At 73.2% G+C, this 21,777-nt stretch carries 16 protein-coding genes; 4 read left to right on the top strand and 12 right to left on the bottom strand.

The genetic code is table 11. From position 1 onward, the window contains the following. Positions 1 to 20: 20 nt before the first annotated feature. The 10 genes from ACZ7LB_RS02590 to uvrC all read right to left on the bottom strand — a co-directional run bounded on the left by ACZ7LB_RS02590 (position 21) and on the right by uvrC (position 13,764). Positions 21 to 356 carry an RNA polymerase-binding protein RbpA gene (locus ACZ7LB_RS02590; protein ID WP_003976875.1) on the bottom strand — a complete coding sequence of 112 codons (336 nt, stop codon included), beginning with the start codon at positions 354 to 356 and terminating at the stop codon, positions 21 to 23. 207 nt (positions 357 to 563) lie between these two features. Next, positions 564 to 794, bottom strand: a complete 231-nt coding sequence (gene secG / locus ACZ7LB_RS02585; RefSeq protein WP_202550002.1) for a preprotein translocase subunit SecG — start codon at positions 792 to 794, stop codon at positions 564 to 566. A gap of 142 nt (positions 795 to 936) precedes the next feature. Further along, positions 937 to 1,713: a triose-phosphate isomerase gene (gene tpiA / locus ACZ7LB_RS02580; RefSeq protein ID WP_471465002.1), complete on the bottom strand. Its 777-nt coding sequence runs from the start codon at positions 1,711 to 1,713 to the stop codon at positions 937 to 939. Between the two features lie 5 nt (positions 1,714 to 1,718). Beyond that, a complete protein-coding gene (locus ACZ7LB_RS02575; protein WP_471465001.1) occupies positions 1,719 to 2,930 on the bottom strand; it encodes a phosphoglycerate kinase in 1,212 nt (403 codons plus the stop codon). Positions 2,931 to 3,070: 140 nt separating this feature from the next. After that, the gene (gene gap / locus ACZ7LB_RS02570; RefSeq protein WP_471465000.1) at positions 3,071 to 4,078 is read right to left on the bottom strand and encodes a type I glyceraldehyde-3-phosphate dehydrogenase; all 1,008 of its coding nucleotides are present in this window, start codon (positions 4,076 to 4,078) and stop codon (positions 3,071 to 3,073) included. Positions 4,079 to 4,299: 221 nt separating this feature from the next. Beyond that, positions 4,300 to 7,272: a M14 family metallopeptidase gene (locus tag ACZ7LB_RS02565; RefSeq protein WP_471464999.1), complete on the bottom strand. Its 2,973-nt coding sequence runs from the start codon at positions 7,270 to 7,272 to the stop codon at positions 4,300 to 4,302. 1,083 nt (positions 7,273 to 8,355) lie between these two features. Continuing rightward, the gene (whiA, locus tag ACZ7LB_RS02560; RefSeq protein WP_161225273.1) at positions 8,356 to 9,345 is read right to left on the bottom strand and encodes a DNA-binding protein WhiA; all 990 of its coding nucleotides are present in this window, start codon (positions 9,343 to 9,345) and stop codon (positions 8,356 to 8,358) included. After that, the gene (locus ACZ7LB_RS02555) at positions 9,336 to 10,427 is read right to left on the bottom strand and encodes a gluconeogenesis factor YvcK family protein (RefSeq protein WP_265291604.1); all 1,092 of its coding nucleotides are present in this window, start codon (positions 10,425 to 10,427) and stop codon (positions 9,336 to 9,338) included. Before ACZ7LB_RS02555 ends, whiA begins: the two co-directional genes overlap by 10 nt. Then, the gene (gene rapZ / locus ACZ7LB_RS02550; protein ID WP_471464998.1) at positions 10,424 to 11,566 is read right to left on the bottom strand and encodes an RNase adapter RapZ; all 1,143 of its coding nucleotides are present in this window, start codon (positions 11,564 to 11,566) and stop codon (positions 10,424 to 10,426) included. Before rapZ ends, ACZ7LB_RS02555 begins: the two co-directional genes overlap by 4 nt. After that, complete coding sequence (uvrC, locus tag ACZ7LB_RS02545; protein WP_471464997.1) at positions 11,563 to 13,764, bottom strand: excinuclease ABC subunit UvrC; 2,202 nt, start codon at positions 13,762 to 13,764, stop codon at positions 11,563 to 11,565. Before uvrC ends, rapZ begins: the two co-directional genes overlap by 4 nt. Before the next feature lie 387 nt (positions 13,765 to 14,151). Here uvrC and ACZ7LB_RS02540 point away from each other — a divergent pair, with 387 nt between their 5' ends. Next, entirely contained in the window at positions 14,152 to 15,102 is a 951-nt protein-coding gene (locus ACZ7LB_RS02540) for a hypothetical protein (protein WP_471464996.1), read from the top strand. Positions 15,103 to 15,274: 172 nt separating this feature from the next. Here the strand turns inward: ACZ7LB_RS02540 and ACZ7LB_RS02535 are convergent, their stop codons facing one another. Then, positions 15,275 to 15,697 (bottom strand): Rieske (2Fe-2S) protein, encoded by a 423-nt coding sequence (locus ACZ7LB_RS02535; RefSeq protein ID WP_471464995.1) that lies wholly within the window; start codon positions 15,695 to 15,697, stop codon positions 15,275 to 15,277. Between the two features lie 381 nt (positions 15,698 to 16,078). Here ACZ7LB_RS02535 and ACZ7LB_RS02530 point away from each other — a divergent pair, with 381 nt between their 5' ends. Further along, positions 16,079 to 16,999 (top strand): carbohydrate kinase family protein, encoded by a 921-nt coding sequence (locus ACZ7LB_RS02530; RefSeq protein WP_471464994.1) that lies wholly within the window; start codon positions 16,079 to 16,081, stop codon positions 16,997 to 16,999. A gap of 114 nt (positions 17,000 to 17,113) precedes the next feature. Here ACZ7LB_RS02530 and uvrA read toward each other — a convergent pair whose 3' ends face one another. Beyond that, complete coding sequence (gene uvrA / locus ACZ7LB_RS02525; protein ID WP_471464993.1) at positions 17,114 to 20,107, bottom strand: excinuclease ABC subunit UvrA; 2,994 nt, start codon at positions 20,105 to 20,107, stop codon at positions 17,114 to 17,116. A 222-nt stretch (positions 20,108 to 20,329) separates the two neighbouring features. Here uvrA and ACZ7LB_RS02520 point away from each other — a divergent pair, with 222 nt between their 5' ends. Further along, positions 20,330 to 21,013, top strand: a complete 684-nt coding sequence (locus ACZ7LB_RS02520; RefSeq protein ID WP_471464992.1) for a maleylpyruvate isomerase family mycothiol-dependent enzyme — start codon at positions 20,330 to 20,332, stop codon at positions 21,011 to 21,013. A gap of 104 nt (positions 21,014 to 21,117) precedes the next feature. Next, positions 21,118 to 21,774 carry an MBL fold metallo-hydrolase gene (locus ACZ7LB_RS02515; RefSeq protein WP_471464991.1) on the top strand — a complete coding sequence of 219 codons (657 nt, stop codon included), beginning with the start codon at positions 21,118 to 21,120 and terminating at the stop codon, positions 21,772 to 21,774. Positions 21,775 to 21,777 lie beyond the last annotated feature (3 nt).

The following is a 21,777-nucleotide window of genomic DNA, read 5'->3' as shown; positions in this document are numbered from 1 at the left end:
GGATCAGGCGGAAGGAGGGCTCAGATCTCGCCCCGGAGCTTGGCGAGCGCCTCGGCGAGGATCGCCTCGCCGTCCGCGTCGCTGCGGCGCTCGCGCACATACGCGAGGTGCGTCTTGTAGGGCTCGGTGCGCGGGGGGTCCGGCGGATTGTCCCGGTCCTGGCCGGCGGGGAAGCCGCAGCGCGGGCAGTCCCAGGTCTCCGGGACCTGGGCGTCGCTCGCGAAGCTCGGCTGGGTCTCGTGTCCGTTGGAGCACCAGAAGGAGATGCGCAGACGCGGGGCGGACTCGCCTCGCTCGGCCTCGCCCATCGGCCCCGCCCCGACCCGGCTCCCCCGGATCGCGTTGCCACTTGCCACGGTCGTAACTCCCTGCGTGATGGTGCCCGAAGCGAGTCGGCGTTTCGCTTCACTGCGAGCGCCTCAGTCTACGTAAGGCCCAACGCGCGTCCAGTGACGGGAGTTGCGAGCCCCGGACACAGACGCAAGCCCCATGATAGGCCGCGCCACGGGGCGCGTACCGAACATGGGGCTTTACGTGGAGAAGTGCGAAACGCGTTGACCGCGTCAGTTGTTGGCCTTCATGAGCAGGCCGAGCACCATGATGCAGGCGAACCAGAGCAGACCGACCACCACGGTGATCCGGTCGAGGTTGCGCTCGGCGACCGAGGAGCCGCCGACGGACGACTGCATGCCGCCACCGAACATGTCGGAGAGGCCTCCGCCCTTTCCCTTGTGCATCAGCACCAGCAGCATCAGCAGCAGGCTGAAGATGATCAGGGCGATCGAGAACCCCATAACCACGGCTGGACCAACTTCCTCGGATCTCTGACGGACGGCGGGGGCACGGCGGCAGCACACCACCGCGCCCCCGCAAGGGTACGACGTATCGCCGCCCCCGCATACTCACTGATCGTGATGGCGGGCGGCGTACCGGTCCCTACTGGTCGCGGAAGCGCACGATCCCGACGAATTCGTCCGTGTCCAGCGAGGCGCCGCCGACCAGGGCGCCGTCGATGTCGGGCTGCGCCATGATCTCGGCGACGTTGCCGGACTTCACGGAGCCGCCGTACTGGATGCGGACCCCGTCGGCCAGCTCCTGGGAGTACAGCTCGGCGAGCCTGCCGCGGATGGCCGCGCAGACCTCCTGGGCGTCCTCGGCACCGCAGACCTTGCCGGTGCCGATGGCCCACACGGGCTCGTAGGCGATGACGACGGTCTCGGCCTGCTCGGCGGGGACGTCCTTGAGGCCGCCCTCGACCTGGGCGAGGGTGTGGGCGACGTGCCGGCCCTCCTCGCGGACCTCCAGCTCCTCGCCGACGCAGAGGATCGGGGTCAGGCCGTGCTTGTAGGCGGCCTTGACCTTGGCGTTCACCAGTTCGTCGGTCTCGGCGTGGTACTGGCGGCGCTCCGAGTGACCGACCGCGACGAAGGCGCAGCGGAGCTTGGCCAGCATCGCGCCGGAGATCTCGCCGGTGTAGGCGCCGCCGTCGTGGGCGGAGATGTCCTGGGCGCCGTACTTGATCTTCAGCTTGTCGTGCTCCACCAGGGTCTGCACGGAGCGCAGGTCGGTGAAGGGCGGCAGGATGGCGACCTCGACGGCGTCGTAGTCCTTGTCGGCCAGGGCGAAGGCGAGCTTCTGGACGTGGGCGATGGCCTCCAGGTGGTTGAGGTTCATCTTCCAGTTGCCCGCCATCAGCGGCGTGCGGGTGGTCATCGCGGTCAGTCCTCCAGTGCGGCGAGGCCGGGGAGCGTCTTGCCCTCGAGGTATTCGAGGGAGGCGCCGCCGCCGGTCGAGATGTGGTCGAATGCCTTTTCGTCGAAGCCGAGGGTGCGCACGGCCGCGGCCGAGTCCCCGCCGCCGACGGCGGTGAAGCCGGGGGCGTCGACGAGGGCCTGGGCGACCGCCCTGGTGCCCTCGGCGTAGTCGGGGTGCTCGAAGACGCCCATGGGGCCGTTCCAGAAGACGGTGGCGGCGTCGGCGAGCTTCGAGGCGTACAGCGCGCGGGTCTCGGGACCGATGTCCAGGCCCATGCGGTCGGCGGGGACGGCGTCCGCGGCGACGGTCTCGGGGTGGGTCGGGGCCTTGGCCTTGAGGTCCGGGAATCCGCCGGCCACGACGAGGTCGACCGGCAGGACCAGCTCGACGCCGCTCTTCTCGGCGCGCTCCAGGTACTCCCTGACGGCCGGGATCTGGTCCTCCTGGACGAGGGAGACGCCGATCTCGTGGCCCTGGGCCTTGAGGAAGGTGAAGACCATGCCGCCGCCGACGAGGATGCGGTCGGCCCGGCCGAGCAGTTCGTCGATGACGGCCAGCTTGTCGGAGACCTTGGCCCCGCCGAGGGCGACCACGTAGGGCCGCGCCACGTCGTCGGTGAGCTTGCGCAGGACGCCGACCTCGGTGGCGATCAGGTATCCGGCGTAGTGCGGCAGCCGTGCGGGCAGGTCGAAGACCGAGGCGTGCCGGCGGTGCACGGCGCCGAAGCCGTCGCCGACGTAGACGTCGGCGAGGGCGGCGAGGCGGTCGGCGAAGGCGGCGCGCTCGGCGTCGTCCTTGGCGGTCTCGCCGGGGTTGAAGCGCAGGTTCTCGATGACGGCGACGCTGCCGTCGGTGAGCGCGGCCACGGTGGACCCGGCGGAGGGCCCGACGGTGTCCTCGGCGAAGGCGACCTCGGTGCCGAGGAGTTCGCCGAGCCGGGCGGCGGCCGGGGCCAGGGAGAAGGCGGGGTCGGGGGCGCCCTTGGGGCGGCCCAGGTGCGAGGCGACGATGACCCGCGCGCCCGCGTCGGCCAGGGCCCGCACGGTGGGCACCACGGCGCGGATGCGGCCGTCGTCGGTGATGGTGGTGCCGTCCAGCGGCACGTTGAGGTCGGCGCGGACGAAGACACGCTTGCCCGCGACTCCTTCGGAGAGGAGTTCGTCGATCGTCTTCATGCAGGGGCTCCAGAGGCTCTGTGACGCTCGTGATCCTACGAGGGCTGGTCGTGCTGGACGCGAGTCAGGGCCCGGAGGGCGTGACAACCTCACGCCGTCCGGGCCCTGTCCTCACCGCGTCGGATGCCTGGGGAAGGCGATCAGAGCCGGTCGCCCACGAAGACCGTGAGGTCGACGAGGCGGTTGGAGTAGCCCCACTCGTTGTCGTACCAGCCGATGACCTTCACGCTCGTGCCCTCCTGGACCATGGTCAGGGAGGAGTCGAAGGTGCAGGACGCCGGGGAGTTGACGATGTCCGAGGAGACGATCGGGTCCTCGGTGTAGTAGAGGATGCCCTTCAGCTCGCCCTCGGCGGCCTTCTGGAAGGCGGCGTTGACCTCGTCCTCGGTGACCTCGCGGGAGAGCTCCAGGACCAGGTCGGTGACCGAGCCGGTGGGAACCGGGACGCGCATGGCCATGCCGTCCAGCTTGCCCTTGAGCTGCGGGAGGACCAGGGCGGTGGCCTTGGCGGCACCGGTGGTGGTCGGGATGATGTTCTCGGCGGCGGCGCGGGCCCGGCGCAGGTCCTTGTGCGGGAAGTCCAGGATGCGCTGGTCGTTGGTGTACGCGTGGACCGTCGTCATCAGGCCCTTGACGATGCCGAAGTTCTCGTCGAGCACCTTCGCCATCGGCGCCACGCAGTTGGTGGTGCAGGAGGCGTTGGAGATGACGTCGTGCTTCGCCGGGTCGTACGTCCCCTCGTTGACGCCCATGACGATGGTGACGTCCTCGTCCTTCGCCGGGGCGGAGATGATGACCTTCTTGGCGCCGCCGGCGATGTGCTTCCCGGCGTCGGCCTTCTTGGTGAAGATGCCGGTCGACTCGATGACGATGTCGACGCCCAGGTCGCCCCAGGGGATGTCGGCGGGGTCGCGCTCGGAGAGGACCTTGATGGTCCGGTCGCCGACGGTGATGCTGTCCTCGGTGTGCGACACCTCCTGCTTGAGGCGGCCGAGGATGGTGTCGTACTTGAGCAGGTGGGCGGTGGTCGCGGTGTCACCCAGGTCATTGACAGCCACGATCTCGATGTCCGCACCCTGCTCCAGCAGCGCGCGGAAGTAGTTACGACCGATGCGGCCAAAGCCGTTGATGCCTACGCGGATCGTCACGAACCGATCTCCTCGTTGGTACGCCGGCCGATGTGCCGGCGAGCTGTGTTTGGGATGTCCCCGACCACCTCCGACCCTACCTCTCCGGGGGCCGGGGGGTGACATCGAGACAGGCCACGCACGGCGCCGCGGCCCGTATCCCCCGATGGGGGTACGGGCCGCGGCCCGGGGCCGGGTCACCCGAACGCCTTACGCCCTCTCAGTGCCCGTTGACGGCGATGTCACTCGTCCAGGGCACGCAGGGCCCGCCGGAGCAGAGCGGCCCGGTCGGCCGGCGCGGTGAGGTGCTCCAGGCCGAAGCCCAGCAGCACGGTGTCCTCGGTGGTGACGGCCGCGTGGGTGCCGAAGAGGGCGCCGGTGCGGGACCAGTCCTTGAGGGCGGCGGGGCTGCCGGGCGGCGGCCCGGCGACCCGCCAGGCGCCGAGCGAGGTCTCGAAGCCCTCGGCCGCGTCCGGAGTGCCGCCGGTGACCAGGGAGATGTCGTCGGCGAGCAGGCCCCGGCCGCCGCTGCCGGGGTCGGAGACGTAGGCGAGGGAGACCTCGACGGAGCGTCCGGCGTAGGCGCTCAGGTCGAACTCCGCCTGGCGCCAGCCGCCGGAGGAGCCGGTGAGGCTGTTCCAGGCTCCGCTGGTGCCGGTGGCGGCGCAGCCGGTGTCGGACCGGGTCAGGTAGTGGGAGAGCCAGGGGTGGTCGGCGAGGTAGAAGCCGGCCTCGCACTCCGCGGGCACGGCGGCCGAGGTGGCGCCGCCCGCCTCGGGCAGGGTGGTCCAGTCGGCGGCGCCGGTGGTGTGCGCCTCGACCAGGGCGTGGTCGTAGCCGCGCTCGGTGTCCCACAGGAGCTGGGTGCGGAGCGTGGGCCGGTCGGCGGCGCGGACGCCGGTGAGGTCGATGGTGCGGGTGAGGCGCTTGTAGGCGTCGTCGGTGTGGACGGCGGCGGCCATCCAGGCACCGGAGTGGGGACCGTAGGGGTTGGTGGCCCCGGTGTAGGTCCCGGCGCCCCGGCTCGCGAACCGCGGGTTGCCGTCGGCCTCGGAGGTGAGGCTGTAGGAGGCGGCCCGGTCCAGCGGGTTGCCGGGGGCGTCGCCGAGCGCGCCGGTGGCTCCGGCGAGCGCTCCGGCGCCGGTGAAGCCCACGGCCCCGGGGGCGGCGCCGCGGGTGTGGGCGCCCAGGTAGTACTGGCTGAAGTCGTCGGAGAGGGCGCCGCCGCCCAGGTCGACGCTGCCGCCCGCCTGCTCGCCGGCCTCGATCAGCTTGCCGCCCTCGTTGAGGTGGGCCCGCAGCGCGAGCTGGGTGGCGTTGCCGGGCGCCGAGGCGCCGGTGTAGTGGACGACGGTGCCGAAGTGGCCGAGGACGCCGAGCGCGTCGGGGGCGCCCTGGGTGGCGACGTCCCACACGGCGGCGCGCCGGCCGTTGGCCCGCAGCGCGGCCACGTAGTCCCCGGCCCGGGTGGCCCGGGTGCCCTCCTCGGCGACGACGAGGACGTCGGCGCGGGGCCGTTCGGCGACGGTGTAGGTGAAGTGGGCGCTCTCGGTGCGGCGGCCGTCGGCGCGTTCACCGGTGAACCAGACCTCGACCCGGTCCCCCCGGTCTCCGTCCTTGACCTCGGCCCGGTACTCGTCGAAGTGGAGGTTGTCCTCGCCCCCGTAGGTCTCGCCGCCGCGCCACGGCCGGAGCGCCATGTCGTGCGTGCGGCCCCCGTTGACGCGGTACTTCAGCTCCTTGTCGCGCACCGACTTCCGTACGACGACCGACACTTCCTGGTCGGCGCCGCGCGCGTAGGAGGTGGTGAAGGGCGCCGGGGTGAAGTCGGGCGCGTCCAGGCCGACGGAGGAGGCGGGCCGGTCCGGGTGGGCGGCGGTCTCGGCGACGGAGAGCGCGAAGGGGATGTTCTTGGCGAACTCCCCCTGGATCAGCTTCTCGTCGTCCGGGAAGGTGAAGCCGGAGCGGCAGTCGCGCGGATCCCACGCGTCGTCGGGGTCCACCGCGGAGGCGGTCTGGCAGGTCGACATCTCGGGGGTGAACATCGACAGGCCGTTGACGTTGGCGGCGTGTCCGTCCGCCTCGCCGTTGGTGGTGTACAGCTCCGAGGAGACCTGCGGGCGGTAGCCGGGGATCGCGGAGTTCCCCGGTGTCCCGGCGAGCGCCCGGTAGGCGATGTCGTCGGGCGTGCCGGTGGCGACCTGCCAGCCGACGCCGTAGAGCAGGAGTTCGGCGGCGGAGTGGTAGTTGATGCCGTAGTCGAAGCCGACGCGCTTCTGGAAGGCGTCGATCGCCCGGGTCTCGGGCTCGGAGGCGGGGCCGGGGCCGCGGTACGTCTGACTGCTGGGGCTCGGTGAGGAGCCCTCGTCGTCGTAGCCCCACTTGTAGGAGAAGTTCCGGTTCAGGTCGACGCCGTCGCCGGTGCCGATGACCCCGTCGCCGTTGGTGTCGCGCAGGTTCTTGCGCCACAGCCGGTTGGCGGGGTCCTGGAAGGTGTAGTCGTAGCCGTCGGGGTTGGCCGACAGCACGAACCACAGCTCGGTGGAGTCGACGATCCTCCTGATCCGGCGGTCCGTGCGGTAGTTGTCCAGGTAGTGGTGCATCAGCCGCCGGGTCATCTCCGGGGTGATCCACTCGCGCGCGTGCTGGTTGGACATGTAGAGGACGGCGGGCTTGGAGCCGTCCCGGGACCTCTTCGCGCCGCCGGTCACCTTGAGCGCCAGGATGTCCTGGCCGCGGACGGTGCGGCCGATGGAGACGGCCTTGGTGAGCCCGGGGTTCTCCCGCGCGGTCCGCAGGATCTCCTCCTTCAGGCCGCCGCTGCCGCTGTACGGGCGGAAGACGCCCTCGCCGGCCCGGGCCACGCGCCGCTCGGCGCCGGCGGTCAGGGTGTGCTCGGTGAGGTCGACGCCCTGTCCGCGCAGGGTGTCCGCCTGCCGGTCGGTGAGGTACACCTCGACGGTGGCGCTGCCCCGGCCGGGGATCCGCTCGCCGAGTTCCCGGCCGTCCTGCCCGGCGGCGAGCAGCAGGGGTACCTGCTCACGGGTGACCTCGGCGCGGAAGACCTTGACCCCGTCCGGGTCCGGGGTGGCGGCCTCCGCGGGGTGGGCGGGCGGCGCGGGCTGTGCGGGGCGGGCCTGGGCGACGGGTGCGATGGCCGCTCCGCCGATCAGGAGCGCGCCGGCAGCGAGGATCGATCTCGCTCTGAGTCTCATGAAGCCCCCTAGCGTGGGTCCGCCACGGCAGGCGAACAGATGCCAGGCTCATGACACCCCATGATCGAGTCAAGAGCGCGGAAGGGACACGCGGGGAGCGGCACGGGTCACCCAACTGGGCGTGGACTGAGGGGCGTTGGGGACGAATGGCGGCACTCGCCGAGCGGTATCCGAGGCGGTTGGGCTGTTACGGCGGACACGGAGGGGCTCCGGCGGCTGCGGAGGGGGCCGCTCCGGCCAGGGCGGGCGGCCGGGGCGGGCGGCCGGGCGGTCGGGCTGGGCGGGCGGCGCAGAAGGGCTCGGGGTGGTCTGGGGGCGAGGCGGTCCCGGGGCGCGGGCCAGACCCGGGGCGCGGGCCAGACCGAGGACAGTGCTCCGGGAACGGTGGGGTCGGCGCTCCGCAGCCGGGCGGAACGGACTCACCCGCGTGACCGTCCCGGCAGCAGCGCGGACGGCCCCTGCCGGAATCACGCGAAGGGTTGGGCCGGAATCGCATGGAAGAGCGGGCCCGAGTCACGCGGATGAGCGGACCGGGATCACGCGAAGGGAGGGGCCCGTGGCCACCCGAGCCGCCGTCCGAGCCGCCGGTGCCACGGACCACGCCACGTGACCCCGGCGCCTTCCCCGCTCCCGGCCCCGCGCTTGGGCTTCGGCGAGGCGTTCGACATGTCGCCCCCGGCTGCGGACGGCCCGCCGTTCGGACAGCCGAGCGGGCCCTGCGCGCAGACGGCCGGGCGGTCGTCAGGCGGCCTCCCCGCGTTGGACGGAACCCCGGCCCTGCGATCACACGGCCCCCGTCCCGGGAACCGTTGTCGGCGTACCGGTCACGCAGTACCCCGGACCGCCCCGCACTCCCCCGGCACGGCCGCCGAGCCACCGAAACGACTACGCGGGCGCCAGGCCGGCCGGGCTGGTGCCCGCGCAGGCGGGCGACCGGGCAGGCGGGCGACCGGGCAGGAGGGCGGGCCCGGCGACCGACGCGCCGGGCCCCCGAACGTCACGTCGATCCGGCCGGGCGGCGCGGGCGATCCGGCCGGGCGGCGCGGCGGGACCGGCGGACGGTCGGCCGCCGATGGCCGGCCGTCAGCCGACCAGGTTGTCGGCCATGTCCTCGCTGAGGTTCGCCTCCGTGCCCGGGATGCCGAGGTCCGAGGCGCGCTTGTCGGCCATCGCCAGCAGCCGCCGGATGCGCCCGGCGACGGCGTCCTTGGTCAGCGGCGGGTCCGCGAGGGCGCCCAGTTCCTCCAGCGAGGCCTGCTTGTGCTCCATGCGCAGCCGCCCCGCCGCCGCGAGGTGCTCGGGCACGTCGTCGGCGAGGATCTCCAGGGCCCGCTGCACCCGGGCCCCCGCGGCGACGGCCGCGCGGGCCGAGCGGCGCAGGTTGGCGTCGTCGAAGTTGGCGAGGCGGTTGGCGGTCGCGCGCACCTCGCGGCGCATCCGCCGCTCCTCCCAGGCGAGCACCGACTCATGGGCGCCGAGCCGGGTCAGCAGCGCCCCGATGGCGTCGCCGTCGCGGACCACGACCCGGTCCACGCCGCGCACCTCGCGGGCCTTGGCGGCGATGGAGAGCCTGCGGGCGGCGCCGACCAGGGCGAGCGCGGCCTCCGGACCGGGGCAGGTCACCTCCAGGGAGGAGGAACGGCCCGGCTCGGTCAGCGAACCGTGCGCCAGGAAGGCACCGCGCCAGGCGGCCTCGGCGTCGCAGGTGGCCCCCGAGACCACCTGCGGCGGCAGACCCCGGATCGGGCGGCCCCGGCCGTCGACCAGACCGGTCTGGCGGGCGAGCTGGTCACCGCCCGCGACCACCCGGACGACGTAGCGCGAACCCCGGCGCAGCCCGCCCGGCGCCATCACGATCAGCTCCGAGGCGTGCCCGAAGATCTCCAGGATGTCCCGCTTGAGGCGGCGGGCCGCCATCGCGGTGTCCAGCTCCGCCTCGATCACGATGCGCCCGCTCACCAGGTGGAGGCCGCCGGCGAACCGCAGCACGGCGGAGACCTCCGCCTTTCTGCAGCAGGTCCGGGTGACGGGGAGCCGGGAGATCTCGTCCTTCACCGCTGCCGTCATCGCCATGGGCCGATCCTTCCATGCATCCGAAAAATACGGTCGTACGCGGCGGCCAGCAGCTCCGGGTCGTGCCTCGGGGTCCCGTCGGTCCGGGCGACCGGAGCCAGCTCGACCGCGGCGCCGAACCGTTTCGCGGCATCGGTGAGCGAGTCACGGTCGGGCACGGCGGCCTCGTCGGCCAGCACCACGTCCAGGGCGAGTTTAGGGGCGTGTCGTCCCAAAACCTCCAAATGACGCTGCGGGGAGAAGCCCTCGGTTTCTCCCGGCTGCGGGGCGAGGTTCAGCGAGAGCACCCGGCGGGCCTTGGTCTGCGCGAGCGCGTCCAGCAGTTCGGGCACGAGCAGGTGCGGGATGACCGAGGAGAACCAGGAGCCGGGCCCGAGCACCACCCAGTCCGCGTCGAGCACCGCCTCGACCGCCTCGGGCACGGCGGGCGGGTCGGCGGGCACCAGGTGCACCGACTGCACGTCGCCGGGGGTCAGGGCGACGGTGGCCTGGCCGCGCACGGTGTCCACGTCCTCCGGCCGGTCCGGGTCGTGGCCCCTGACCAGGGCCTGGAGCTCCAGCGGGACGGCGGACATGGGCAGCACCCGTCCGTGCGCCCCGAGGAGCTTGCCGACCAGGTCGAGCGCCTGGACATGGTCGCCGAGCTGCTCCCAGAGCGCGACGATCAGCAGGTTGCCGACCGCGTGCTCGTGCAGGTCGCCCTTGGACTGGAAGCGGTGCTGGATGACCCGGGCCCAGGTCTGGCCCCAGTCGTCGTCGCCGCACAGCGCGGCCAGCGCCTTGCGCAGGTCGCCGGGCGGCAGCACCCCCAGCTCGTCGCGCAGCCGCCCGCTGGAGCCGCCGTCGTCGGCCACGGTGACGACGGCGGTGAGGTCGCCGGTGATCCGGCGCAGCGCGGCGAGCGAGGCGGACAGACCCATGCCGCCGCCGAGCGCGACGACCTTGGGCTGGGCGCCCCGGCGTCGCGGCCGGGCGCCGCGCGCCTGTTCGGGCCGGGCCGCCCGGGCGTCGGCGGGTCTGCCGCCGCGCCCTTCCGGAGCCACCCGGCGCAGCCTGCCCAGCCGCGGACTACGTCCTGTCATTCCCGTCCCATGTCCCGGTGGACGACCACCGTCTCCACGCCTTCGGCCGCGAGCCGTGCGGCGAGCTTCTCCGACATGGCCACGGACCGGTGCTTGCCGCCGGTGCAGCCGACGGCCACGGTCACGTAGCGCTTGCCCTCACGACGGTAGCCCGCGGCGATGAGCTGGAGGAGCTCGGTGTAGCGGTCGAGGAACTCCTTGGCGCCGGGCTGGCTGAGAACGTAGCCGGAGACCTCCTCGTTGAGGCCGGTGAAGGGGCGCAGTTCGGGGACCCAGTGCGGGTTGGGCAGGAAGCGCATGTCCACCACGAGGTCGGCGTCGACGGGGAGCCCGTACTTGAAGCCGAAGGACATGACGGTGGCCCGCAGCTCGGGCTCCTCGTCACCGGCGAACTGGGCGTCCATCTTGGCGCGCAGCTCATGCACGTTGAGGCTGGAGGTGTCGATCACGAGGTCCGCGTCGCCGCGCAGCTCGCGCAGCAGCTCGCGTTCGGCGGCGATGCCGTCCACGATGCGGCCGTCGCCCTGGAGCGGGTGCGGGCGGCGCACCGACTCGAAGCGGCGGACCAGGACCTCGTCGGAGGACTCCAGGAAGACGATCCGCCGGGTGACGCCCCGCGAGTCGAGGTCGGCGAGGGAGTCGCGCAGATTGTCGAAGAATCGACGTCCGCGGACGTCGACGACGACCGCGATGCGGGCCACGTTGCCCTGGGAGCGGGCGCCCAGCTCCACCATGGTGGGGATCAGCGCCGGCGGCAGGTTGTCGACCACGAACCAGCCGAGGTCCTCCAGACACTTCGCCGCCGTCGAGCGGCCCGCCCCGGACATCCCGGAGATGATCACCAGCTCGGGAATGGCGGCGTCGTTGGCCGTCCCGGCTGTTTCCTTGCCCGTGCTCACTTCTGCTCCGTCGTTCTGGGGCCCGTCGGGGCGGTCCGTGTGGGGGTCCGCCTCCCCGGCGGTCGTGGGGTGGGACGGGGCCGCCCGGTCCGCTGCGGCCCCGGGGTGGGGTTTCGCCGGTCCGCCGGCCGCACCGGGGGTGCGTCCGTCGTGGCTGGCGGGCCCGGTGGCGGTGGCCGCCGGCCCTGGTGCGGCGGCCCGTTCTCGTGCCGCCCCGGATTGTGCGTCGTGCTCCGTCATGGTTCCTGCCCCCGTCGTTCGTCAGGGGTGCCCGCGGATACGGGCTCCCCGGAGGCCTCGGTCGTCGTTCCCGTCGTTCCGAGTACCCCGTCCTCGTCTTCCATGATCTCCCCCGTCGCCGTGTTCACGGCGGGCGCGGCCGGGGTGGCCCGGGCGAGGGCCGCGGCGACGGTCTCGGCCGTCTTGCGGCCTATGCCGGGCACCTCGCAGACCTGGTCGATCGTCGCCGACCGGAGCTTCTTCAGCGAACCGAAGTGCTTGATCAGCGCCTGCTTGCGGGTCTCGCCCAGGCCGGGCACGTCGTCCAGGGGGCTGGAGCGGAAGCGCTTGGCGCGCTTGCCGCGCTGGTAGGTGATGGCGAAGCGGTGCGCCTCGTCGCGGACCCGCTGGAGCAGGTAGAGGCCCTCGCTGGTGCGGGGCAGGACGACCGGGTCGTCCTCGTGGGGCAGCCAGACCTCCTCCAGCCGCTTGGCCAGGCCGCACACCGCGATGTCGTCGATGCCCAGCTCGTCCAGGGCCCGCCGGGCCGCCGCGACCTGCGGCCGGCCGCCGTCGACGACGACCAGTTGCGGCGGGTAGGCGAACCGCCGCGGGCGGCCGTCCTCATCGGTGAGCGAGGTGTCGAGGGGGGTGTCGGCCGGCGCGTCCGCGCGGGTGTCCTCCGCGCGGTCGCCGCCGGGGCCGCTCTCCCCGGCCGGGATGCCGGCGGCGGTGTCCCCGGGAGCACCGCTTCCGGGGGTGCCGCTCCCGGAGGCGCCCTCGGGGAGGCCGTCCCCGTCGACCCACTCGCCGGTCCGCTCCTTCTCGGCCAGGTAGCGGCGGAAGCGGCGGATGATCACCTCGTGCATGGACCGGACGTCGTCCTGTCCGCTGAAGCCCTTGATCTGGAAGCGCCGGTACTCGCTCTTGCGGGCCAGCCCGTCCTCGAAGACGACCATGGACGCGACCACGTCGTCGCCCTGGAGGTGCGAGATGTCGTAGCACTCGATCCGCAGGGGCGCGCTGTCGAGACCGAGGGAGTCCGCGATCTCCTCCAGCGCGCGCGAGCGGGTGGTCAGGTCGGAGGCGCGCTTGGTCTTGTGCAGCACGAGCGCCTGCTGGGCGTTGCGCTGCACGGTCTCCATGAGCGCCTTCTTGTCGCCGCGCTGCGGCACGCGCAGCGACACGCCCGAACCGCGGCGCCCGGTGAGCCACTCCTGCACCGGCTCCGCCGGTTCGGGCAGGGCGGGGACCAGGACCTCCTTGGGCACCGCGTCCCCGCTCTCCTCGCCGTAGAGCTGCTGGAGGGCGTGCTCGACGAGGGCGCCGGTGGTGATCTCCTCCACCTTGTCGGTGACCCAGCCGCGCTGGCCGCGCACCCGCCCGCCGCGCACGTGGAAGATCTGGACGGCGGCCTCCAGCTCGTCCTCGGCGACGGCGATCAGATCGGCGTCGGTCGCGTCGGCGAGCACGACCGCGCTCTTCTCCATGGCCTTCTTCAGGGCGCCGATGTCGTCGCGCAGGCGGGCGGCCCGCTCGTACTCCATCTCCTCGGCGGCCTCGGTCATCCGCTTCTCCAGGCGCCGCAGGTAGGCGCCGGTGCGGCCGGCCATGAAGTCGCAGAACTCCTCCGCGAGGGCGCGGTGGTCCTCCGGGGTGATGCGGTCCACGCAGGGCGCGGAGCACTTGTCGATGTAGCCGAGCAGGCAGGGGCGGCCGGTGCGGGCGGCGTTCCGGAAGACCCCGGCCGAGCAGGTGCGCACCGGGAAGACGCGGAGCAGCAGGTCGACCGTGTCGCGGATCGCCCAGGCGTGCCCGTACGGCCCGAAGTAGCGCACGCCCTTCTTCTTGTGCCCGCGCATGACCTGGACGCGGGGGATCTCCTCGTTCATCGTCACCGCGAGGTAGGGGTAGCTCTTGTCGTCGCGGTACTTGACGTTGAACCGGGGGTCGTACTCCTTGATCCAGGAGTACTCCAGCTGCAGGGCCTCGACCTCCGTGGACACGACCGTCCATTCCACGGAGGCGGCCGTGGTGACCATGGAGCGGGTGCGGGGGTGGAGGTGAGCCAGGTCCTGGAAGTAGTTGGCCAGGCGCTGGCGCAGGCTCTTCGCCTTTCCGACGTAGATCACCCTGCGGTGCTCGTCTCGGAACCTGTACACCCCCGGGGAGTCCGGGATCTCACCCGGCCTGGGGCGGTAGCTGGAGGGGTCGGCCATGAGTCACACCCTACTGGCGTGGACCGACAGTCCGGCGGGCCTGTGGACAACCGTCCGCCGGGCGGGCCGGGCGGGGCGGTGGCGCCCGCCCGCAAGGGGTGCGGCCGGGGGCCGCGGGGCGCTGCGCGGACGCCGGGGAGCGGAGCGGTCGCACACCGTGCCCGTCGCGCGGGCCGGGCGGGGCATCTCGGCCAGGTGCGTGCGGGGGCCCTGTCACGGGTGTTGTCGCGGCAGGGCCGACACGCTTCAATGCGGGGAAAACCCGGGGCCCCGGGACCGCGGCGCACGGATGCGGGGACCTCCCCTGCGCCGCGACGGGGACGGCCTCGGCGAATCCGCGCCGCACGGTCCGGCCGGCCGTTGCGCCCCCTCACAGAGAGGCCCTGCATGCAGCACGCCACACAGCACGCGGACGCCGCCACCGAGGTACTCGACTCGGCCCTGCGCGGTGGCCCCTTCCACGTCGCCCTGCGGGCCGCCATCGCCGCGCGCGGGCTGCCGCTCCAGCGGGTGCAGCACCATCTGTCGCGGCACGGGGTCAAGGTCGGCGTGACCAGCCTCAGCTACTGGCAGCAGGGGGCGCGCCGTCCGCAGCGCCCGGAGTCCCTGCGGGCCGTGCGGGCGCTGGAGGAGATACTCCAGCTGCCCGAGGAGTCGCTGATTCGGCTCCTGGGCGAGCCCTGCGGGCCGTGCGGGGACCGCCCGTCGGCGGCCCGTTCGTACCGCGCGCAGATGGAGGCGTCGGGTGCGCTGGACCGGCTGCTGGCCGAGCTCGGCCAGGTGGCGCCGGGTGGCGGGCTGCTCACCCTGGCGCACCACGAGCGGGTCCGTGTCGGGGCCCGGCGGGAACTGGCCGGGCGGGACTCGCAGCACATCGTCCGCGCCCAGCGCGACGGCGTCGACCGCTTCCTCGCCGTCCACCACGGCGACCCGGGCTGCGATCCGGCCCGGATGACCGTCCGGGCGCTGGAGAACTGCCGCACCGGGCGGGTCCGGTCGCACCACGACACCGGGGTGCTGGTGACCGAGCTGCTCTTCGACACGCGGCTCGGCAGCGGCGACACGCATCTCTTCCGCTACGCCGTGGAGGACGGCACGGCGCGGGCGTCGCGCGAGTACCTCCGCGACTTCGAGGCGGCGGGCGGGCAGTACGCGCTCCAGGTGCGGTTCGATCCGGCGGCGCTGCCGGTGCGCTGCCACCGGTTCACCCAGCCCTCGGCGGCGGCCCCGCGCGGCGGCCGCCGGGACCTGCCGCTCAGCGGACTGCACCGCTCGGTGCATCTGGTGGAGCCCCGGGTGCGCGCCGGGATCGTGGGGATCGGCTGGGACTGGGAGTGACGGGGCCGGGGCCCGTCGTACGGCCCCTCGGCGCGGCCCGCCGGTGGCGCCGCCCGCCGCGTGGTCCGTTCACGGGCGGGTCCACCGCTTCCCCGGGTGCCCGGCCGCAGGCCCACTGCCCGGGCGCCCCTCCCGTGGGCCCGCCCCTCGCGGGACGGTGCGCCCGCGGGCCTCAGGTCCTGGGGACGGCGACGATCCTGCCCTGCTCGACCTCGGCCGTCAGCTCCACGAGCGCCACGGACGCCGGGGAGCGCAGCACCTCGCCGGTGCGGGCGTCGAACTCGCTGCCGTGGCAGGGGCAGACGAGCTTGGTGCCGTCCAGCTTCTTGATGACGCACGCCTGGTGCGTGCAGATGGTGCTGAACGCCCTCAGGGAGCCGTCCTCCGCGCGGCTGACCACGACCTTCTGGTCCCCGTAGAGCTTGGTCTCCCCCTTGCCGACCTCGCTGTCCGCGCCGAGTTCGACGGGCGCGGTGGGCTGCGCGGACACACCGCCGCCACCCGGGGAGCACGCGGCCAGGCCGAGTCCGGCGACGGGTGTGAGGGCCGCCGACCGCAGGACGGTACGACGGCTCGGGGCGGGGCGGCCGGACATGTGCTCTCCACGGGTCGGGGGTGTACGGAACGACGATATCGGGCGTCTCGGACCGGCCCCCTGGGTGGGTCGTCCCGGCCGGACGGAGGGCGGGACGGGGTGCGGGACGGCGGCCCTCCGGCCCGGGCGCCGGGCTTCCCGGGGCCGGTCGGCGCGGGCGGCTGCGGCCGTGCGCGTGTGCGTGTGCTTCCGGGGCTGGGATAGCGTCCGGCCGGGCGCTCGTGGGGACGGTGTGCCGTCGTGGTCCCGTGCGCGGGTCCGTGGAGGCGCCGTCCCCGGCCGCCGCCCGGTCCTCCCCCGGGGTGGCGCCGGCGCGGACGGGTCCTGAGCGGCGGTGTCGGCGCGCCCCCGCCCGTCCCGCTGCCCGGAGAGGAACCGCCCGTGATCGTCGTCGCCGGTGAGGCACTGATCGACCTGGTACCGCAGGGCCCCGGGGCCCTCGCCCCGCTGCGCCCGGCGCCCGGCGGCGGCCCGTACAACACGGCGGTGGCCCTGGGGCGGCTCGGCTCCCCCACCGCCTTCTGCTCCCGCGTCTCCCTCGACGCCTTCGGTGAGGCGCTGCTGGAGCGGCTGCGCGCGGCCGGGGTGGACGTGTCGACGGTACGGCGCGGTGCCGAGCCGACGACGCTCGCGGTGGCCTCGCTGGGCACGGACGGATCGGCCGCCTACGGCTTCTACGTGGAGGGGACCGCCGACCGGCTGTTCACCGCGCCGGCCGAGCTGCCGCCGGGCACCCGCGCGGTGGCCTTCGGCACCTGCTCGCTGGTGCTGGAGCCGGGGGCGAGCGCGTACGGGGAACTGCTGCGGACGGCGTCGGCCGGGGGCGTGTTCACCACCCTGGACCCGAACATCCGGGCCGGGCTGATCGCGGACCCGGACGCCCACCGGGAACGGCTCCTCGGCTGGCTGCCGCGGGTGTCGCTGCTGAAGCTGTCGGAGCAGGACGCCGAGTGGCTCGGCGGTACGCCCCGGGAGTGGCTGGCGGCCGGTCCGGCGGCGGTCGTGCTCACCCGGGGGGCTGCGGGGATGACCGCCTTCACTCGCGACGGCGCCGCCCACGCGGTGCCGGGTGAGCGGGTCGCCGTGGTGGACACCATCGGCGCCGGGGACACCGTGAACGCCGCCCTGCTGCACGGTCTCGCGGCCCGCGACGCCCTCAGCCACGCCGGGGTGGCCGCGCTGGGCCCCGGGGAGTGGGCGGAACTGCTGGGCTTCGCCGCCCGGGCGGCGGCGGTCACCTGCTCCCGCGCGGGGGCGGAGCCGCCGTACGCCCACGAGGTGCCGGACCCCGGGGCGGACTGACCGGGGGCCGGGGCCGACCCCAGGGGCCGGACCCGGAGCACCGGGCACGCGCCCCGGGAGCCGCCCGTCCTGCCCCCGGATGCTCCCGGGAGCAGGGTGGGTGACGGCGCGGTGTCAGGACTTGCGGGCCCGCGTCGTCGCCTTCTTCGCGGTGGCCTTGGCGGCGGTCCGGCTCGCGGCGGCCTTGGCCGGGGTGGCCTTGGCCGCCTTCGCCGCCTTGGCCGCCGTTCTGCGCGGGGCCTTGACCGGCGCGGCGTCACTGATCCGGTCGGCGCCCAGGATGTCCCGCAGGAACTTGCCGGTGTGGCTGGCCGGCTCCCCCGCGACCTGCTCGGGAGTGCCCTCCGCGACCACCAGTCCGCCGCCCGCGCCGCCCTCGGGGCCCATGTCGACGACCCAGTCGGCGGTCTTGATCACATCGAGGTTGTGCTCGATGACGATCACCGAGTTGCCCTTGTCGACCAGCCCGGACAGCACGGTGAGCAGCTTGCTGATGTCCTCGAAGTGGAGCCCGGTGGTGGGCTCGTCCAGGACGTACACCGTGCGCCCGGTGGAGCGGCGCTGGAGCTCGCTGGCGAGCTTGACGCGCTGGGCCTCGCCGCCGGACAGGGTGGTCGCGGACTGGCCGAGCCGGACGTAGCCGAGGCCGACGTCCTTCAGCGTCCTCATGTGCCGGGCGATGGCGGGGACCGCCTCGAAGAACTCGGTCGCCTCCTCGATCGGCATGTTGAGGACGTCCGCGATGGACTTGCCCTTGTAGTGGACCTCCAGGGTCTCCCGGTTGTACCGGGCGCCGTGGCAGACCTCGCACGGGACGTAGACGTCCGGGAGGAAGTTCATCTCGATCTTGATGGTGCCGTCGCCCGCGCAGTTCTCGCAGCGGCCGCCCTTGACGTTGAAGGAGAACCGGCCCGGCATGTAGCCCCGGACCTTCGCCTCGGTCGTCTCCGCGAACAGCTTGCGGATGTGGTCGAAGACACCGGTGTAGGTCGCCGGGTTGGAGCGCGGGGTGCGGCCGATGGGCGACTGGTCGACATGGACGACCTTGTCGACGAGGTCGTCGCCGTCCACCCGGGTGTGCCGTCCGGGCACGCCCCTCGCGCCGTTCAGCTCGCGCGCCAGGTGGGTGTACAGGATGTCGTTGACCAGGGTCGACTTGCCCGAGCCGGAGACACCGGTGACGGCGGTGAAGAGGCCGAGCGGGAAGGAGACGTCGATGTCCTGGAGGTTGTTCTCCCGGGCGCCGTGCACGGTGAGCTGCCGGGACGGGTCGCGCGGGCGGCGGGTGTCCGGGAGCGGGATGGCCTTCCTGCCGGACAGGTAGAGCCCGGTCTGCGACTCGGCGTTGTCGAGCAGCTCCTTGACGGAGCCGCTGTGCACCACCTTGCCGCCGTGCTCACCGGCGCCGGGGCCGATGTCGACGATCCAGTCGGCGACCTTGATGGTGTCCTCGTCGTGCTCGACGACGATGAGCGTGTTGCCCATGTCGCGCAGCCGTACCAGGGTCTCGATCAGCCGGTGGTTGTCGCGCTGGTGCAGGCCGATGGACGGCTCGTCCAGGACGTAGAGGACGCCGACGAGCCCGGAGCCGATCTGGGTGGCCAGCCGGATGCGCTGGGCCTCGCCGCCGGAGAGGGTGCCGGCCGCGCGGTTGAGCGAGAGGTAGTCCAGGCCGACGTCGACCAGGAAGCGCAGCCGCTCGTTGACCTCCTTGAGCACGCGCTCCGCGATCTTCTTGTCCCGGGCGCTGAGCTTCAGCTCGCCCAGGAAGTCCGCGCAGTCGCTGATGGACATGGCGGAGACCTCGGCGATGGACCGGCCCATGACCGTGACCGCGAGGACGACGGGCTTGAGGCGGGTGCCCTGGCAACTGGGGCAGGGCACCTCCCGCATGTAGCCCTCGAAGCGCTCGCGGCTGGCGTCGCTCTCGGCCTCGCTGTGCCGGCGCTTGACGAAGGGCACGGCGCCCTCGAAGGCCGTGGTGTAGCGGCGCTCGCGCCCGTACCGGTTGCGGTAGCGGACCTCGACCTGGGTCTTGTGCCCGTTGAGCAGAGCCTTCTTCGCCCGCTGCGGCAGCCCCGCGAAGGGGATGTCGGTGCGGAAGCCCAGCGCCTCCGCCAGGGCTCCGATGAGGCGGCCGAAGTAGTCCTTGGTGTGGCCGTGCGACCAGGGGTGGATCGCGCCCTCGTCCAGGGACTTGTCCGGGTCCGGGACGATCAGCTCCGGGTCGACCTCCATCCGCGTGCCGATGCCGGTGCAGTCGGGGCAGGCGCCGAAGGGCGAGTTGAAGGAGAAGGAGCGGGGCTCCAGCTCCTCGAAGGACAGGTCGTCGTAGGCGCAGTACAGGTGCTCGGAGTACATGCGCTCGCGCTCGGGGTCGTCCTCGGGGAGGTCGACGAAGTCGAGCACGACCATGCCGCCGGACAGGCCGAGGGCGGTCTCGACGGAGTCGGTGAGGCGGCGCTTCGCGGAGTCCTTCACGGTGAGGCGGTCGACGACCACCTCGATGGTGTGCTTCTCCTGCTTCTTCAGCGCGGGCGGCTCGGAGAGCTGCACGGTCTCGCCGTCGACCCGGGCGCGGGAGTATCCCTTGGCCTGCAGGTCGGAGAAGAGGTCGGCGAACTCGCCCTTGCGCTCGCGCACCAGCGGCGAGAGCACCTGGAACCGGCTGCCCTCGGGCAGCTCCAGCACCCTGTCGACGATGGCCTGCGGCGACTGGCGCGAGATCGGCCGGCCGCACTCGGGGCAGTGCGGCTTGCCGATACGGGCGAAGAGCAGCCGCAGGTAGTCGTAGACCTCGGTGATGGTGCCGACGGTGGAGCGCGGGTTGCGCGAGGTCGACTTCTGGTCGATGGAGACCGCCGGGGAGAGCCCCTCGATGAAGTCGACGTCCGGCTTGTCCATCTGGCCGAGGAACTGCCGTGCGTAGGAGGAGAGGGACTCCACGTAGCGCCGCTGGCCCTCGGCGAAGATCGTGTCGAAGGCCAGGGAGGACTTGCCCGACCCGGACAGGCCCGTGAAGACGATGAGCGAGTCACGAGGCAGGTCGAGCGAGACGTTCTTCAGGTTGTGCTCGCGCGCGCCACGGACGATGAGACGGTCGGCCACGCCGGTCCGCACCTTTCTTTGGAAGAAGTGACAGGGGCGGGGCCCCGTCTTTTCTCAGACTAGGGGGAGCCACTGACAACGCCGGTCGGATTCATGGTTGTCAACAACTGCCGACTCTCCAGCATGCCCGACGCCGCATCCGACCATATAGCACGTACATTCGATTCGTGGCCGTCGTCCCTCTGCTTCACCCGAAGGAGTGGCGCGGACTAGGGTCGGCCCATGATTGATCACGCGCACGACCTGGCGGCCGTCCACAAGGCCACCGAGCGGCTGCTCACCTCGGTCGGCACCCTGGACAACGCCTCCGTGAACGAGCCGTCACGGCTTCCGGGCTGGACCCGCGGACATGTCCTCGCCCATCTCGCCCGCAACGCGGAGGCGCTCGCCAACGCCCTGGAGGCCCGCCCCATGTACGCCTCCGACGGCGCCCGGGACGCCGACATCGAGCGGGGCGCCGCGCGTCCCGTCGACGCCCACCTCGCCGACCTGCGCGAGAGCACCGCCGTGCTGCGGGCCGCGGCGGAGGCGCCCGCCGACTGGTCGCGCACCGTGGAGCTGCGCAACGGGGTCACCGACTCGGCGTCCCGGCTGCCCTTCCGCCGGTGGATCGAGCTGGAGCTGCACCACGTGGACCTGGGGGTCGGCTACGAGTTGGAGGACCTCCCGGCGGACTTCACGGAGCGGGAGATCGACTTCCTCACCGACCGGTTCGACGGCAACCCGGGGGTGCCTCCCACCCGGGTCACCGACGGCGTCCGCTCCTGGCGCACGGGCCGCGAGGGCGAGCCGGAGGTGACGGTCACCGGCACCCCGGCCGAGCTGCTCGGCTGGCTGGCCGGCCGCCGCGACGGCTCCGCGCTGACCGCCGAGGGCGGCCCGCTGCCCTCGCCGCCCGCGCTGTAGCCGGCCGTCCCCGCGGCGACGCGGGGACGCGGCGGGCACGGTCGGCCGACGGCGGGCGCCCGGCACCGCGGGCACCCGCCGGACACCCCACTAAGCTGGCTGCCATGACGTACAGCGGAGAGGTGAGGGTCGGCGGACCCGCCGACGTGCACGAGCTCAAGGACCTGATGATCACCAAGATCGCGGTCGGCCCGATGGACAACAACGCCTACCTGCTGCGCTGCCGGGCCACCGACGAGCAGGTGCTCATCGACGCCGCCGCCGACGCGGGGACGCTCCTCGGCACGATCGGTGACGACGGCATCGGCGCCGTCGTCACCACCCACCGGCACGCCGACCACTGGCAGGCCCTCGCCGAGGTCGTCGCGGCCACCGGAGCCCGCACCCTCGCGGGCCGGTTCGACGCCGAGGGCATCCCGGTCCCGACCGACGTCCTGGTGGACGACGGCGACACCGTCCGGGTGGGCCGGGTGGAGCTCACCGCGCGCCATCTGGTCGGCCACACCCCGGGCTCGATCGCCCTCGTCTACGACGATCCCCACGGCCACCCCCACGTCTTCACGGGGGACTGCCTCTTCCCGGGCGGCGTGGGCAACACGCACGACGACCCGGAGGCGTTCGCCCGCCTGATCCACGACGTCGAGACCAGGATCTTCGCCCCGCTGTCCGACGAGACGTGGGTCTACCCGGGCCACGGCGACGACACGACGCTCGGGGCCGAGCGCCCGCATCTGGCGGAGTGGCGCGCCCGGGGCTGGTGAGTA

The organism is Streptomyces sp. NPDC107521, from assembly GCF_055598485.1.
Note: the sequence above shows the minus strand (reverse complement) of the source record. Positions and strands in the feature narration are given on the sequence as shown.

Excerpts from the sequence above, each read along its gene's own strand:
- secG (WP_202550002.1), bottom strand. The coding sequence starts at position 794 with ATGGGGTTCTCGATCGCCCTGATCATCTTCAGCCTGCTGCTGATGCTG.
- tpiA (WP_471465002.1), bottom strand. The coding sequence starts at position 1,713 with ATGACCACCCGCACGCCGCTGATGGCGGGCAACTGGAAGATGAACCTC.
- ACZ7LB_RS02575 (WP_471465001.1), bottom strand. The coding sequence starts at position 2,930 with ATGAAGACGATCGACGAACTCCTCTCCGAAGGAGTCGCGGGCAAGCGT.
- ACZ7LB_RS02565 (WP_471464999.1), bottom strand. The coding sequence starts at position 7,272 with ATGAGACTCAGAGCGAGATCGATCCTCGCTGCCGGCGCGCTCCTGATC.
- whiA (WP_161225273.1), bottom strand. The coding sequence starts at position 9,345 with ATGGCGATGACGGCAGCGGTGAAGGACGAGATCTCCCGGCTCCCCGTC.
- ACZ7LB_RS02555 (WP_265291604.1), bottom strand. The coding sequence starts at position 10,427 with ATGACAGGACGTAGTCCGCGGCTGGGCAGGCTGCGCCGGGTGGCTCCG.
- rapZ (WP_471464998.1), bottom strand. The coding sequence starts at position 11,566 with ATGACGGAGCACGACGCACAATCCGGGGCGGCACGAGAACGGGCCGCC.
- uvrC (WP_471464997.1), bottom strand. The coding sequence starts at position 13,764 with ATGGCCGACCCCTCCAGCTACCGCCCCAGGCCGGGTGAGATCCCGGAC.
- ACZ7LB_RS02540 (WP_471464996.1), top strand. The coding sequence starts at position 14,152 with ATGCAGCACGCCACACAGCACGCGGACGCCGCCACCGAGGTACTCGAC.
- ACZ7LB_RS02535 (WP_471464995.1), bottom strand. The coding sequence starts at position 15,697 with ATGTCCGGCCGCCCCGCCCCGAGCCGTCGTACCGTCCTGCGGTCGGCG.
- ACZ7LB_RS02520 (WP_471464992.1), top strand. The coding sequence starts at position 20,330 with ATGATTGATCACGCGCACGACCTGGCGGCCGTCCACAAGGCCACCGAG.
- ACZ7LB_RS02515 (WP_471464991.1), top strand. The coding sequence starts at position 21,118 with ATGACGTACAGCGGAGAGGTGAGGGTCGGCGGACCCGCCGACGTGCAC.